13 protein-coding genes are annotated in these 13,218 nt (G+C 72.5%); 5 read left to right on the top strand and 8 right to left on the bottom strand.

Going from position 1 to position 13,218, the window contains the following annotated elements; genetic code table 11:
• Positions 1-8: 8 nt before the first annotated feature.
• A complete protein-coding gene (locus tag ACZ592_RS29415) occupies positions 9-827 on the top strand; it encodes an NAD(P)-dependent oxidoreductase (RefSeq protein WP_471584677.1) in 819 nt (272 codons plus the stop codon).
• Positions 828-909: 82 nt separating this feature from the next.
• On the top strand, positions 910-1,305 hold the full coding sequence (locus ACZ592_RS29410) for a RidA family protein (RefSeq protein WP_471584676.1): 396 nt from the start codon (positions 910-912) through the stop codon (positions 1,303-1,305).
• Here ACZ592_RS29410 and ACZ592_RS29405 read toward each other — a convergent pair.
• Positions 1,234-1,890 (bottom strand): TetR/AcrR family transcriptional regulator, encoded by a 657-nt coding sequence (locus ACZ592_RS29405; RefSeq protein ID WP_471584675.1) that lies wholly within the window; start codon positions 1,888-1,890, stop codon positions 1,234-1,236. The two genes, ACZ592_RS29410 and ACZ592_RS29405, sit on opposite strands and share 72 nt — an antisense overlap.
• A 151-nt stretch (positions 1,891-2,041) precedes the next feature.
• Here ACZ592_RS29405 and ACZ592_RS29400 point away from each other — a divergent pair, with 151 nt between their 5' ends.
• Entirely contained in the window at positions 2,042-4,594 is a 2,553-nt protein-coding gene (locus ACZ592_RS29400; RefSeq protein ID WP_471584674.1) for a beta-glucosidase, read from the top strand.
• A gap of 21 nt (positions 4,595-4,615) precedes the next feature.
• Here the strand turns inward: ACZ592_RS29400 and ACZ592_RS29395 are convergent, their stop codons facing one another.
• Positions 4,616-5,620, bottom strand: coding sequence for an aldose epimerase family protein (locus ACZ592_RS29395; protein WP_471584673.1), 1,005 nt, complete (start codon positions 5,618-5,620; stop codon positions 4,616-4,618).
• A 51-nt stretch (positions 5,621-5,671) separates the two neighbouring features.
• A complete protein-coding gene (locus ACZ592_RS29390; RefSeq protein ID WP_471584672.1) occupies positions 5,672-6,583 on the bottom strand; it encodes an SGNH/GDSL hydrolase family protein in 912 nt (303 codons plus the stop codon).
• A 341-nt stretch (positions 6,584-6,924) separates the two neighbouring features.
• On the opposite strand from ACZ592_RS29390, the gene ACZ592_RS29385 reads away from it, so the two are divergent.
• Positions 6,925-7,419: a DUF3145 domain-containing protein gene (locus ACZ592_RS29385; RefSeq protein ID WP_471584671.1), complete on the top strand. Its 495-nt coding sequence runs from the start codon at positions 6,925-6,927 to the stop codon at positions 7,417-7,419.
• Positions 7,420-7,495: 76 nt separating this feature from the next.
• Here ACZ592_RS29385 and fabF read toward each other — a convergent pair whose 3' ends face one another.
• The 5 genes from fabF to ACZ592_RS29360 all read right to left on the bottom strand — a co-directional run bounded on the left by fabF (position 7,496) and on the right by ACZ592_RS29360 (position 12,401).
• Complete coding sequence (gene fabF, locus ACZ592_RS29380) at positions 7,496-8,758, bottom strand: beta-ketoacyl-ACP synthase II (protein ID WP_471584670.1); 1,263 nt, start codon at positions 8,756-8,758, stop codon at positions 7,496-7,498.
• Between the two features lie 71 nt (positions 8,759-8,829).
• Entirely contained in the window at positions 8,830-9,078 is a 249-nt protein-coding gene (locus tag ACZ592_RS29375) for an acyl carrier protein (RefSeq protein WP_016642582.1), read from the bottom strand.
• A gap of 71 nt (positions 9,079-9,149) precedes the next feature.
• Complete coding sequence (locus ACZ592_RS29370) at positions 9,150-10,151, bottom strand: beta-ketoacyl-ACP synthase 3 (protein WP_471584669.1); 1,002 nt, start codon at positions 10,149-10,151, stop codon at positions 9,150-9,152.
• Positions 10,152-10,179: 28 nt separating this feature from the next.
• Positions 10,180-11,091, bottom strand: a complete 912-nt coding sequence (locus ACZ592_RS29365) for an ACP S-malonyltransferase (RefSeq protein ID WP_471584668.1) — start codon at positions 11,089-11,091, stop codon at positions 10,180-10,182.
• Positions 11,092-11,180: 89 nt separating this feature from the next.
• A complete protein-coding gene (locus ACZ592_RS29360) occupies positions 11,181-12,401 on the bottom strand; it encodes a PucR family transcriptional regulator (protein ID WP_471584667.1) in 1,221 nt (406 codons plus the stop codon).
• Between the two features lie 58 nt (positions 12,402-12,459).
• Between ACZ592_RS29360 and ACZ592_RS29355 the strand changes: the two genes are divergently transcribed.
• Positions 12,460-13,134, top strand: coding sequence for a pirin family protein (locus ACZ592_RS29355; protein WP_471584666.1), 675 nt, complete (start codon positions 12,460-12,462; stop codon positions 13,132-13,134).
• Positions 13,135-13,218 lie beyond the last annotated feature (84 nt).

Here is a 13,218-nt window from a genome sequence, read left to right as displayed (position 1 = left end):
TCGGACCCATGGAAAAGATCGCATTCCTCGGCCTCGGCCACATGGGTGAGCCGATGGCCCGCCAACTGCTGCTCGCGGGGCATCCGTTGACCGTATGGAACCGCACCCCGCAGAAGGCCGACGCCCTCGTGAAGGAGGGCGCCAAGGCCGCCGGGGACCCCGCCGACGCCGTGCGCGATGCCGACGTCGTCATCACGATGCTCGCGGGGCCCGACGCCGTGCGCGAGGTCGCCGACGCCGTCGCCCCCGCGCTGCGCCCCGGAGCGCACTGGGTGGAGATGTCGACCGTCGGCCCGGAGGTGGTCCGGGAGCTGGCGGAGCGGGTCCCGGCCGGCGTCACTCTCGTCGACGCCCCCGTCATGGGCAGCACCGACAAGGCCGCCGCGGGGCGGCTCGGCATCCTCGCGGGCGGCGACGCGGCGGGCGTCGAGCACGTCCTGGCCCGCTTCGGCCCGGTCACCCGCACCGGCGCACTCGGCACCGGCGCCGCCCTCAAGCTCGTCGTCAACACCGCCGTCATGGGCGGGGTCGCCCTGGTCGCCGAGGCGATGAAGCTCGCCGACGCGCTCGGCCTGGACGAGGGCACCGCCAAGGACGCCCTCGCCAAGGGCCCGCTGGGCGGAGCCGTCCCCCGCGCCTTCGCGACCGACGTGCACTTCGGCAACGACCTCGCCGTCAAGGACATCACCCTGGCCACCGAGGCCGCCCAACTGCCGGTGATGGAAGCGGTGTTGCGTCACTTCACGGCGGCCGCCGCCGACCCGGACGTCGCCCGCGAGGACATCGCCCGCGCCGTCCCGCACATCCGCGCCCGGCGCTCGGGCTGACGCGCCACCCGACCGCCCGCCCCCCTGGGGCCCGCCACGAACCGCCCGCCCCGCCCCGCTTCGCCCACAAGGAGTACGCCGCATGCAGGTCACGATCGACAACCCCGCCGCCGCCCCGCGGCCGCAGGGCCCCTACTCGCAGGTCGCCCGCGTCGAACACGCCGACGGCGGCGTCCTGTTGTACCTCTCGGGACAGTGTGCCCAGGGCGACGACATGGCCGCGCAGACCCGCGCCGTCTTCGAGACCCTGGAGCTCCTGCTCAAGGCGCACGGTGCGGGGCTCGACGACATCATCAACATCCGCACGTTCCTGACCGACATGGACGCCTTCGCCGCGTACGCCTCCGTGCGCCAGGAGTTCCTCACCGGGACCCCGCCCACCAGCACCACGGTCGCGGCCCCGCGCCTAGTCCCGCCGCGGGCCCTGGTCGAGGTCGACGTCGTGGCCGCCGTCGCCGCCCCCGGCCGCGCCGCCTGATTCCCCGCCGTCCGATCCCCTGCCGTCTGATTCCCCGCCGAGGAGCGCGAGGAAGTCCCTGAACGCCCCCGGCATGTCCACCGAGCCGGGGTCGAGCAGCCACTGGTACTGCAGGCCGTCCATCACCGCCACCAGCAGCGGGGCCGCGGCCTCGGGAGTGAGCCCGCCGGGCAGCCGGTCGCCGTACTCGGCGCGCAGCACCGCCGCGAAGTTCTCCCGCACCGCCGCGTACCGCCCGGTGAAGAAGGCGCGCGCCGGATGCCCGTCCGTGACGCTCTCGCCGAGCAGCGCGGAGAAGGTCTGCACGACGCCGGGGCGCATCGCGTTGTAGTCGACCAGCGAGCCGAGCAGGTCGATCCGCCACTCGCCGCGCGGCACCGCGTCCCACTGGTCGCGGGCCTCCAGGACGGCGAGCAGCAGGGCCTCCTTGGTGGGGAAGTAGTGCAGGAGGCCCTGCTGGGTGAGTCCGACCCGCTCGGCGACCGCCCCGAGGCTCGCGCCCCGGTAGCCGCGCTCGGCGATCACCTCGAACGCCGCACGGAGGATCTCCGCGCGCCGCTCCTCGCTCCTGGCCCTGGCCGGCATGGCCCGCCCCTCTTCCGTACGTCGTCGCCCGGAGGACGGTACGACATCTTCGTATAACGACAAGATAACAAAACCTACCTCTCTACAGGTGGCCGATGCAGGATGGAGGGGCCGGCACGGACGGACCGGTACGGAACGGACGACACGACGGATGAATCGAGGCATCGCCATGGCGGAAAGCCGGCCCACCGGGGCCACCGGCGGCATCGCGGCGGACATCACCGGCGGCAACGGGACAGGCAGGAGCACGGACCGCCCGGACCCGGAGCGGGAGCGCGCCCGGGAGGCCGTCGTCGAGGCCGCCCTCGGCAAGCTCGACCTGGACGCCAAGGCCCGCCTCCTCGGCGGCAGGAACATGTGGGCGCTGCACGCCCTCCCGGAGATCGGCCTCGGATCCCTCGTGATGTCCGACGGCCCGATCGGTGTGCGCGGCACCCGCTGGACCGCCGACGACCCGTCCATCGCGCTGCCGTCCCCGACCGCGCTCGCCGCCACCTGGGACCAGGACCTGGCCCGCCGCGCCGGCACGCTCCTCGCGCAGGAGGCCCGCCGCAAGGGTGTGCACGTCCTGCTCGCCCCGACCGTCAACCTGCACCGCTCCCCGCTCGGCGGCCGCCACTTCGAGGCGTACAGCGAGGATCCGTACCTGACGGGCGTCATCGGCACCGGCTACGTCCAGGGCGTGCAGTCCGGCGGGGTCGGCACCACCGTCAAGCACTTCGTCGCCAACGACGCCGAGACCGACCGCTTCACCGTCGACAACAAGGTTCCCCCGCGCGCCCTGCGCGAGCTGTACCTCGCGCCCTTCGAGGCCATCGTCACCAACGCCCACCCCTGGGGCATCATGACCGCCTACAACCAGGTCAACGGCGTGACGATGACCGAGCACCGCCACCTGGTCGAGGGCGTCCTGCGCGGCGAGTGGGGCTTCGACGGCTCCAACGTCTCAGACTGGATGGCCGCCCGCTCCACCGTCGGTGACATCGAGGGCGGACTCGACGTCGCCATGCCGGGCCCGCGCACGGTGTACGGCGAACCGCTGGCCGCCGCCGTCCGCGCGGGCGAGGTCGCCGAGGAACGCGTCGACGACGCCGTCCGCAACGTCCTGCGCCTCGCCGCCCGCGTCGGCATCCTCGAAGGCGCCGAGCCGGTCGTCGCCCCGGCCGGCCTCCCCGCCGCGGTCGACGGCGAGGCACTGGCCCGCGAGGTCGCCCGCCGCGCGTTCGTCCTCGTACGCAACGAGAACCGGGTCCTCCCGCTGAGTGCCACCGGCACCGTCGCCCTCATCGGCGCCGCCGCCCGCGACGCCCGCATCCTCGGCGGCGGCTCCGCCACCGTCTTCCCCGCCCGCGTGATCTCCCCGCTCGACGGCCTGACCGCCACCCTGCCCGAGGGCGCGCTCACGTACGCGGTCGGCGCCGACCCCAGCGACGAACTCGCCCCCGCCGACAAGGGGTTCGCGCTCCGCGCCGTCTGCCGCGACAGCGCGGGCGCCGTCCTCGGCGAGGGCAACCTGCCCACCGGCCAGGTCCAGTGGATCGGCGACGACCTGCCCGACGGCGTCACCCACGAGGCCCTCGACAGCATCGAGCTGGTCGGCACGTTCACCCCCCGCGAGAGCGGCGAGCACGTCTTCGGCACGCGCGGCCTCGGCGCCTTCACGCTCACCGTCGACGGCGAGGTCCGCTACGACGGCGTCCAGGGGATGGGTGCCGCGTCCGACCCGTTCGAGGCGTTCTTCGGCTCGCCGGTCGAGCGTGCACGGGTCGCGCTCACCGAGGGCGAGACCGTCGAGATCTCCCTGAACCATCCCCTCGACAAGCAGCCGAAGGCGCCGCTGCAGGGCGTGGTGTTCTCCCTCGTCCACCTCGGCCCGCGACGGGACCCCGACGAACTGATCGCCGAGGCCGTCGAGGCGGCCCGCGCGGCGGACACCGCCGTCGTGGTCGTCGCCACCACCGAGAGCGTCGAGTCCGAGGGCTTCGACCGCAAGGACCTGAGGCTGCCGGGCCGCCAGGACGACCTGGTCCGCGCCGTCGCCGCCGCCAACCCGAACACCGTGGTCGTCGTCAACTCCGGCTCCCCGGTGGAGCTCGTGTGGCGCGAGGACGTCGCCGCGGTGCTGCTCGGCTGGTTCCCCGGGCAGGAGGGCGGCGCCGCCCTCGCCGACGTCCTGCTCGGCGCCGAGGAGCCCGGCGGCCGACTCCCCACCACCTGGGGCGACCTGGCGTCCGCGCCCGTCACCCACGTCACCCCCGAGGACGGCGAACTCGCCTACACCGAGGGCGTGTTCATCGGATACCGGGCCTGGGAGAAGGCGGGCGCCACGCCCTCCTACGCCTTCGGGCACGGCCTCGGTTACACCGACTGGACGTACGAGTCGATGACCGTCGAGGGCACGACGGTCACGGTCCGCGTCCGCAACACCGGCGACCGCACGGGCCGCGAGGTCGTCCAGGTCTACCTGGCGGCGACCCCCGGCAACGCCTCCGCCGCGGACCGCCCGGCCCACTGGCTGGCCGGCTTCGCGGGCGCGGTGGCGGCCCCCGGCGAGACGGCCGAGGTCACCGTGGAACTGCCGCGCAGGGCCTTCGAGACCTGGGACGAGCCCACGAACTCCTGGACGTACCGAACGGGCACGTACGAGGTCCGGGCGGCCCGCTCGGCCACGGACACCCGCTTGACGGAGACGCTGGTGGCCTGACGCGGCGGCGCGGGGAGGTCCTCAAGGGGCGCGATCGGCCACAGAGAACCCGTACACCGTCTCCGAGGCGTACACCCCCTCCGGCCGCAGAACCGTGGAGGGAAACCGCGGCCGGTTCGGGGAGTCGGGAAAGTGCTGGGTCTCCAGCGCGATCCCGTCGCCCGGCGCGAACGGCAGGTCCGCCGCGAAGTGGTCCGCCGTGTACAGCTGGAGCCCCGGCTCCGTCGTCGCGACCGTCAGGACCCGGCCCGACAGGGGATCGCACAGCTCGGCCACCTCGACCGGCCCTGCCGTGACGCCCTTGTCCAGCACGTAGTTGTGGTCGAAGCCGGGCCCGGCCCCGCGCGCCTCGCGGAAGTCGAACCGCGTCCCCGCCACCTCCTCGTACACCCCGGTCGGAATCCCGGTGTCGTCCGTGGGGGTGATCCTGGACGCGGCGATCCGCAGCGTGTGCCCGAGCGCGCCGCTGCGGCCGTCCGCGCCCGCCAGGTTCCAGTACGTGTGGTGGGTGAGGTTGACGACGGTCGGCGCGTCGGTCGTCGCCTCGTAGGCGATCCGCAGCGCGCCCGACTCCTCCAGCGTGTACGTCACCGAGACCGCGAGCCGCCCGGGATAGCCCTCCTCGCCGTCGGGGGAGACGCGCGAGAGCCGCACCCCGTGCCCGCCCGCCGGTTCCGCGTCCCAGAGCCGCTTGTCGAAGCCCAGCTCGCCGCCGTGCAGGCCGTTGGGCCCGTTGTTCCGCGCGAGCGGGTACGTGCGCCCGTCGAGGGTGAAGGAGCCGCCCGCGATCCGGTTCGCGTACCGCCCGACCAGCGCCCCGAAGTACGGCCCCGGGTGCCCCAGATACCCGTCCAGCCCCTCGAACCCCAGCGCCACCGGCGCCGTCCGCCCCGAGCGGTCGGGAACCTCCGCCGACTGCACGATCCCGCCGTACGTCAGGACGCGCACCCGCACCCCGGCCCGCTCCAGGGTCCAGCGGTGGACGGGGCTGCCGTCGGGAAGCGTCCCGAAGAGTTCACTGCGCATGATCGTGACCCTACGCCGGGCCGCGGGACACCACGCGCCGGGTTGCCGCGCCTACGCCACGGGCTTCTTCGACGTCACCCGCCGGTAGGCGAGCTCGGCCAGCCGCGACTGGCCGTCCCTGCTCGGGTGGAACCAGTCCCAGTGGCTCAACTGGTCGCCGTCGAAGCGGTAGTCGAAGACCGCCCCGCCGTCGTAACGGCACCGCCGGTCCTTCTCGCACACGTCTTCGAGCACCTTGTTGTACGCGACCACGCGGTCCCGCACGCTCTCGCGCCGCTGCGTCGCCGCGGTGTTCAGGTCGTCAGGATCGGCCAGCATCGAGGAGCAGATGCCGAGCTTCCACACCTGCTTGCCCAGCGGGTTGGTCCGCCCCTGCGACCAGAGCCGCTTCAGATCCGGCACGGACGCCACGTACACCTGCGTCTTGGGCAGCTCGCGCCGCAGCGTGCGCAGCGCCTCGCGGAAGTCGGCGCGGAACTCGGCGACCGGCGTCATCGAGGAGACCGAGGGGCGGCACGCGTCGTTGGCGCCCGTCATCACCGTCACCAGCTCGGGGCGCTCCGCCGCGGCCTGCTCGATCTGCCCGGTGAGATCCGCCATCCGGGCGCCGGTCTTCGCGTGGTTCCAACTGTGCGAGGCGGCCCGCTTCTTCCCCAGGAGCCGGCTCGCCAGGCTGTCCACCGCGGAGTCCGTGCCGGTCGCCCAGGACGCCTCGGGGCAGTCGGAGAGCACCGAGCAGGCGTCGAAGCCGCGGGTGATGGAGTCGCCGACCGCGGCCATCGAGCGGGGTGAGGTGTCCCACGTGGGGGTGGGTTTCGGCGACGGCTTGTCTTGGGCCGACGGGCCGCCCGGCGCCCCGGAGTTGTCCCCCTGCGCGTCACAGGCGGTGAGTGCCCCGCCGCAGAGAAGGGCCGTCGTCGCCAGGGCGACGACGGCACGCGAGCGGTGCCTGCGGTTCCGCATCCCCTGCTCCCCTCGGTCGTTCAACGTGACGTCGTGCGTGTGCCCGGGGTTGCGCCCCGCCGGGTGAAAGGTCGGACTTTCCTGGCCCTGGGACCGACGGTACGTCACACTCCTTGCGCCGCCGCACGGTAGCCTCGGCCCGTAGCCGCCGGACCACCGCTGTCACGGCGGTGACAGGGCGGGTGGTCCACCCGGTGGCGACCCGTTGCAGTGGTTCCGCTAAATTACATCACGTCACATCTGTCCCCTTTTCCCAGGTTTATCTAGTATTTGGGAAAACTGCTCGGCACGGGCGCGAGGCCGCTGGGGAAGGCGAACCTCGACCCACACTGGAGGTCCCGGTGACGACACGTGGAGTTCTGTACGTGCACTCCGCTCCGCGCGCGCTGTGCCCACACGTCGAGTGGGCCGTCGCGGGCGTGCTCGGTGCGCGTGTGAGCCTCGACTGGATCAGGCAGCCCGCGGCGCCGGGCACCTGGAGATCCGAATTCTCCTGGCAGGGCTCGGTGGGCACCGCCTCCAAGCTCGCCTCCGCCCTGCGCGGCTGGGATCTGCTGCGCTTCGAGGTCACGGCGGAGCCCTGTGCCAGCGCCGAGGGCGAGCGCTACAGCGCCACGCCCGAGCTCGGCATCTACCACGCCGTCACGGGCATCCACGGCGACATCCTGATCCCCGAGGACCGGCTCCGCGCCGCGCTCGCCCGCTCGCAGCGCGGCGAGAGCAACCTGGAGTCCGAGCTCGCCAAGCTCCTCGGCAAGCCCTGGGACGACGAGCTGGAGCCCTTCAGGTACGCGGGCGAGGGCGCGCCCGTGCGGTGGCTGCACCAGGTCGTCTGACGCCCGCCCGCACTCCGTACGCGAAAGGGCCCCCACCGCATGGTGGGGGCCCTTCCGGTTACCGCGTACGCGCGGCTCAGACGGACCGGAACGCCAGGACGACGTTGTGGCCGCCGAAGCCGAACGAGTCGTTCAGCGCCGCGATCCGGCCCTCGGGCAGCGGACGGGCCTCGCCGCGGACGATGTCCGCGTCGACCTCGGGGTCGAGGTTGTCGATGTTGATCGTCGGCGGGGCGATGCGGTTCTTGAGCGCCAGGACCGTGGCCACGGTCTCGACGCCGCCCGCGCCGCCCAGCAGGTGACCGGTCATCGACTTGGTGCTGGAGATCGCCATGTGGTCGACGTCGTCGCCGAACGCCTTGCGCAGCGCCTTGATCTCCGCGACGTCACCCTGCGGCGTCGAGGTGGCGTGCGCGTTGACGTGCACGACCTCGGCCGGCTTCAGGTCCGTCGTGTCGACCAGGTTCTGCAGCGCGGCGGCGATGCCGTTGCCGGACGGCTCGGGCTGCGTGATGTGGTGGGCGTCGGCCGAGATGCCCTGGCCGACGGCCTCCGCGTAGATCTTCGCGCCGCGCGCCTTGGCGTGCTCCTCGGACTCCAGGACGATCACGCCGGCGCCCTCGCCGAGCACGAAGCCGTTGCGGCCGGCGTCGTAGGGACGCGACGCGCCCTGCGGGTCGTCGTTGCTCTTCGACATCGCCATCATGTTGCCGAACGCGACGATCGGCAGCGGGTGGATCGCCGCCTCCGTGCCGCCCGCGACGACGACGTCGGCGCGGCCGGTGCGGATCATCTCGATCGCGTAGCCGATGGCCTCCGCGCCCGAGGCGCAGGCCGACACCGGGGTGTGGACGCCCGCGTGGGCGCCCAGCTCGATGCCGACGTTGGCCGCCGGGGAGTTGGGCATCAGCATCGGCACGGTGTGCGGGGAGACGCGGCGTACGCCCTTCTCCTTGAGCACGTCGTACTGGTCGAGGAGCGTGGTCACACCGCCGATGCCGGACGCGATGACCGCGCCCAGACGGTGCGGGTCCACGGACGCGTCCTCGCCCGCCTTGGCGGTGTAGCCGGCGTCCGCCCAGGCCTCCTTGGCCGCGATCAGCGCGAACTGCGCCGAACGGTCCAGCTTGCGCGCCTGCGGGCGGGGGATGACCTCGCCGGGCTCCACGGCGATCTGACCGGCGATGCGGACCGGCAGCTCGGCCGCCCAGTCCTGTTCCAGCGCGCTGACGCCGGAGCGGCCCGCGAGCAGGCCCTCCCACGTCGACGCTGCGTCGCCACCCAGCGGTGTGGTTGCGCCGATACCGGTGACGACCACGGTGCGATTGGTCGAGTTCACAGGAAATTTCTCCACGGTGTTGAGGGGATCAGCGGCGCCACCGCCGGGTGGCGACAGAGCTCGGGGCCGGGTCAGCCCTGGTGCTCGAGGATGTACTTGGTCGCGTCGCCGACCGTCTTGAGGTTCTTGACGTCGTCGTCGGGGATCTTGACGTCGAAGCGCTCTTCGGCGGCGACGACGACCTCGACCATGGACAGCGAGTCGACGTCCAGGTCGTCGGTGAAGGACTTGTCCAGCTGGACGTCCTCGACCGGGATGCCGGCGATCTCGTTCACGATCTCCGCGAGACCGGCGACGATCTCTTCCTGAGTGGCGGCCATGTTGGCGCTCCTTCTATGTATCCAGAGGGTGTGCGGCTTCTGTGCGGATCGGGTGATCCGTACAGAGATGCCTAGGGGAGGGTAACGACCGTGGCGGCGTACACGAGACCCGCCCCGAAGCCGATGACGAGCGCGGTGTCGCCGCTCTTCGCCTCGCCGGTCGCCAGGAGCCGCTCCATTGCGAGCGGGATCGAGGCGGCCGAGGTGTTGCCGGTGGTGCGCACGTCACGGGCGACCGTGACGTGTTCCGGCAGTTTCAGAGTCTTCACCATCGAGTCGATGATCCGCTCGTTGGCCTGATGCGGAATGAAGACATCCAGGTCGTCCGCGGTGATTCCGGCCGCGTCCAGCGCCTGCTGGGCGACCTTCGCCATCTCGAACACGGCCCAGCGGAAAACCGCCTGGCCCTCCTGCGTAATGGCAGGGAACTTGTCGGGCGCGCCGTTGCGGTAGACGTCCCAGCTCTCGGTCTGCTTGATCGTCTCGGCCTTGTCGCCCTCCGAGCCCCAGACCGTCGGACCGATCCTCGGTTCCTTGGACGGGCCCACGATCACGGCGCCGGCGCCGTCACCGAACAGGAACGCCGTGGCACGGTCGTGCAGGTCGGTGAGGTCGCTCAGCCGCTCCACACCGATCACCAGGACGTACTCGGCGGACCCCTCGACGACCATGCCCTTGGCGAGGGTCAGACCGTAACCGAAACCCGCGCAGCCCGCGGAGATGTCGAACGCGGCGGGCCTGCCCGCGCCGACCTTGTCCGCGATCTCGGTCGCGATGGCCGGGGTCTGCTTGAAGTGCGAGACGGTGGACACGATCACGCCACCGATCTGCTCGGGCGTGATGCCGGCGTCGGCGATCGCCTTGCCCGCCGCCTCGACGGACATCGCGGCCACGGTCTCCTCGTCGGAGGCCCAGTGGCGGGTCGCGATGCCGGAGCGGGAGCGGATCCACTCGTCGGACGAGTCGATCGTCTCCAGGATCACCTCGTTCGGCACGATGCGCGTGGGACGGTAGCCGCCGACACCCATGATCCGCGCGTACGGGTGGCCTTGACCGGCCTTGATCTTCGACATGCGCTACGGCTCCTTGTCTGTCGTCGGCTCAGGAATGCTCGGCGACGAGCGCGCGGGCCGCGTCGAGGTCGTCGGGGGTCTTCACCGCGAGGGTCTTGACGCCCGGCAGGGCGCGCTTGGCCAGACCGGTCAGCGTGCCACCGGGGCACACCTCGATCAGCGCCGTCACGCCGAGCTCCTTGAAGGTCTCCATGCACAGGTCCCAGCGGACCGGGTTGGCGACCTGACCGACCAGGCGGGCGACCACGTCGGCGCCGTCGGTGACCGTCCTGCCGTCACGGTTGGAGACGTAGGGGATCGTCGGGTCGGCGACGGTGAGGCCGGCGGCGGCCTCCTCCAGGCGCGCCACGGCGGGCGCCATGTGCTCGGTGTGGAAGGCGCCCGCGACCTTGAGGGCGACGACCTTGCGGACGCCCTCGGGCTTGTCCTCCGCCAGCGCGGCGAGCTGCTCCAGGGTGCCTGCGGCAACGATCTGGCCCGCGCCGTTCACGTTCGCCGGGGTCAGGCCCAGCTTCTCCAGGTGCGGGACGGTGACCTCGGGGTCGCCGCCGAGCAGCGCCGCCATGCCGGTCTCCGTGACGGCGGCGGCCTCGGCCATCGCCAGGCCGCGCGTACGGACGAGGCCGAGCGCGGCGTCCTCCGTGAGCACACCGGCGTACGCGGCGGCGGTGATCTCACCGACGCTGTGACCGGCGACGGCGCCCGGCGTGATGTCACCGAGTGCCGCGGAGGAGAGCAGTCCGGCGGCCACCAGCAGCGGCTGGGCCACCGCGGTGTCGCGGATCGCGTCCGCGTCGGCCTGCGTGCCGTAGTGGGCAAGGTCGAGCCCCATGGCGTCGGACCAGGCGGCGATGCGGTCTGCGGCGCCGGGGAGGTCGAGCCAGGGAGTCAGGAAGCCGGGCGACTGGGCGCCTTGGCCGGGAGCGACGAGTACGAGCACTCTTACACTCTCTCTTGTGGACGGTGGGGGCCGCCCGTGGGGACAGGGACGAAGAACGGCTGGGCAAATTGTAGGGGCCCGACAAAACCCTACGACTGGGGATCTCCGTCGGCCAGGCGCCCCAGGATCAGCGCGATACGCAGAGTGAACGCGGAGCGCACGTCGGAAGGCGACCAACCGGTGACGTCAGTCACACGTCGGAGCCGGTAGCGCACGGTGTTGGGGTGCACGAAGAGCATCCGGGCCGCCCCTTCGAGGCTGCTCGCCTGCTCCAGATAGACGCTGAGCGTCTCCAAGAGCGCGGAGCCCGCCTCCTCCAACGGTCTGTAGATCTCCTCCACCAGCTGCTCGCGGGCCGCCGGATCCCCGGCCATCGCCCGCTCCGGCAGCAGATCGTCCGCGAGAACGGGCCGCGGGGCGTCCTGCCAGGCCGCGCTCGCCTTGAGCCCGGCGGCCGCGGCCTGCGCCGAGCGGGTCGCGGCGAGCAGGTCGGGAACGATGGGGCCCGCCACGACGGGACCGGCGGCGTACGGGCCGATCAGGGACTTCGCGACGTGCAGCGGATTGTCGTTGCCGCCCGCGATGACGACCAGACGGTCACCGAGAACACCGGTGAGGACCTGCAGCTTCGCGTGCCGGGCGGCGCGGCGGATGGCCTCGACGGTGAGCTCGCTGTCGCCGTCGGGGGCGGTGCCGAGGATCACGCAGACGTGCTCGGGGGAGTTCCAGCCGAGGGCGGCCGCGCGGGAGACGGCCCCCTCGTCGGCCTCCCCGGACAGCACCGCGTTGACGACCAGCGATTCGAGACGGGCGTCCCAGGCACCGCGTGCCTCGGCGGCCTGTGCGTACACCTGCGCGGTGGCGAAGGCGATCTCGCGGGCGTAGACGAGGAGCGCCTCGCGCAGCACGGACTCGTCGCCGGGCGCGGCGACCTCGTCGATCGCGGACTCCATCACCTCGATCGTCGTACGCACCATCTCCACGGTCTGGCGCAGGGTGATCGCCCTGGTCAGCTCGCGGGGCGCGGTCCCGAAGACATCGGTGGAGATGGCCTGCGGGGCGTCCGGGTACCGGAACCACTCGGTGAACGCGGCGATACCGGCCTGCGCGACCAGGCCGATCCATGATCGATTCTCCGGCGGCATCGCCCGGTACCAGGACAGCGTCTCGTCCATGCGCGCGATGGCCTGCGCCGCGAGACTCCCGGACGACTTCTCCAGACGCTTCAGGGTCGCGGCGTGGGCGTGGGCGGTCCGACGGGCGTCCTGGCCGGACTCCTGATGGGCTTCGTTCGCTGAGGGTTCGGGCACGTGACAAGACTGCCTTATCGGGACGGGGAGATGCGGTGCCGGGGCTACCGTGGGGTGCGTGATTGATGTACGGCGCTCCGGCGACCGGTACCGCGGCGGGGAGACCGCGGCCGGTATCGAGTCCTCCCACGCCTTCTCCTTCGGGCCGCACTACGACCCCGACAACCTCCGCTTCGGCGCGGTCCTGGCCTGCAACGAAGAACGGCTCGCCCCCGGCGCGGGCTTCGACGAACATCCGCACAGCCACACCGAGATCGTGACCTGGGTCGTCGAGGGCGAGCTCACCCACCGCGACTCGACGGGCCACGCGTCACGGGTGCGCCCCGGCGACGTGCAGCACCTCTCCGCCGCGGGCGGCGTCCGCCATGTGGAACGCAATGACGGCACGGGCCCCCTCGTCTTCGTCCAGATGTGGCTGGCCCCCCTCACCCCGGGCGGCGACCCCGCCTACGAGGTGGTGCGCGGCATCGCCGACTCCACGCCGTACGCGGTCCCCGGCGCCGGCGCCCTGCTCCATGTGCGGCGCCCGGCCGCGGGCGAGCGGCTCGCCCTCCCGGACGCGCCGTTCGTGTACGTCCATGTGGTCCGCGGCGAACTGGCCCTCGCCGACCACCGACTTGGCCCCGGCGACTCGGCCCGGATCAGCGACGAGACGGGACTGGAGGCCGTGGCCCCGGAGGCCTCGGACGCCCCCGCGGAACTCCTCGTCTGGGAGATGGCGAACGCGTCGTAGGACGCGGGCGAACGCGTCGTAGGACGCAGGGGACCGCGTCCTGCTGGGCGAGTGGCGTGGCGTCAGCCGCGGAGGCCGGCGAGG

It is taken from the genome of Streptomyces sp. NPDC040622 (genome assembly GCF_055593965.1).
Note: the sequence above shows the minus strand (reverse complement) of the source record. Positions and strands in the feature narration are given on the sequence as shown.

What these genes read in the sequence shown, in the direction of transcription:
- ACZ592_RS29415 (WP_471584677.1), top strand. Translation starts at nt 9, where the DNA reads ATGGAAAAGATCGCATTCCTCGGCCTCGGCCACATGGGTGAGCCGATG.
- ACZ592_RS29410 (WP_471584676.1), top strand. Translation starts at nt 910, where the DNA reads ATGCAGGTCACGATCGACAACCCCGCCGCCGCCCCGCGGCCGCAGGGC.
- ACZ592_RS29405 (WP_471584675.1), bottom strand. Translation starts at nt 1,890, where the DNA reads ATGCCGGCCAGGGCCAGGAGCGAGGAGCGGCGCGCGGAGATCCTCCGT.
- ACZ592_RS29400 (WP_471584674.1), top strand. Translation starts at nt 2,042, where the DNA reads ATGAATCGAGGCATCGCCATGGCGGAAAGCCGGCCCACCGGGGCCACC.
- ACZ592_RS29395 (WP_471584673.1), bottom strand. Translation starts at nt 5,620, where the DNA reads ATGCGCAGTGAACTCTTCGGGACGCTTCCCGACGGCAGCCCCGTCCAC.
- ACZ592_RS29390 (WP_471584672.1), bottom strand. Translation starts at nt 6,583, where the DNA reads ATGCGGAACCGCAGGCACCGCTCGCGTGCCGTCGTCGCCCTGGCGACG.
- ACZ592_RS29375 (WP_016642582.1), bottom strand. Translation starts at nt 9,078, where the DNA reads ATGGCCGCCACTCAGGAAGAGATCGTCGCCGGTCTCGCGGAGATCGTG.
- ACZ592_RS29370 (WP_471584669.1), bottom strand. Translation starts at nt 10,151, where the DNA reads ATGTCGAAGATCAAGGCCGGTCAAGGCCACCCGTACGCGCGGATCATG.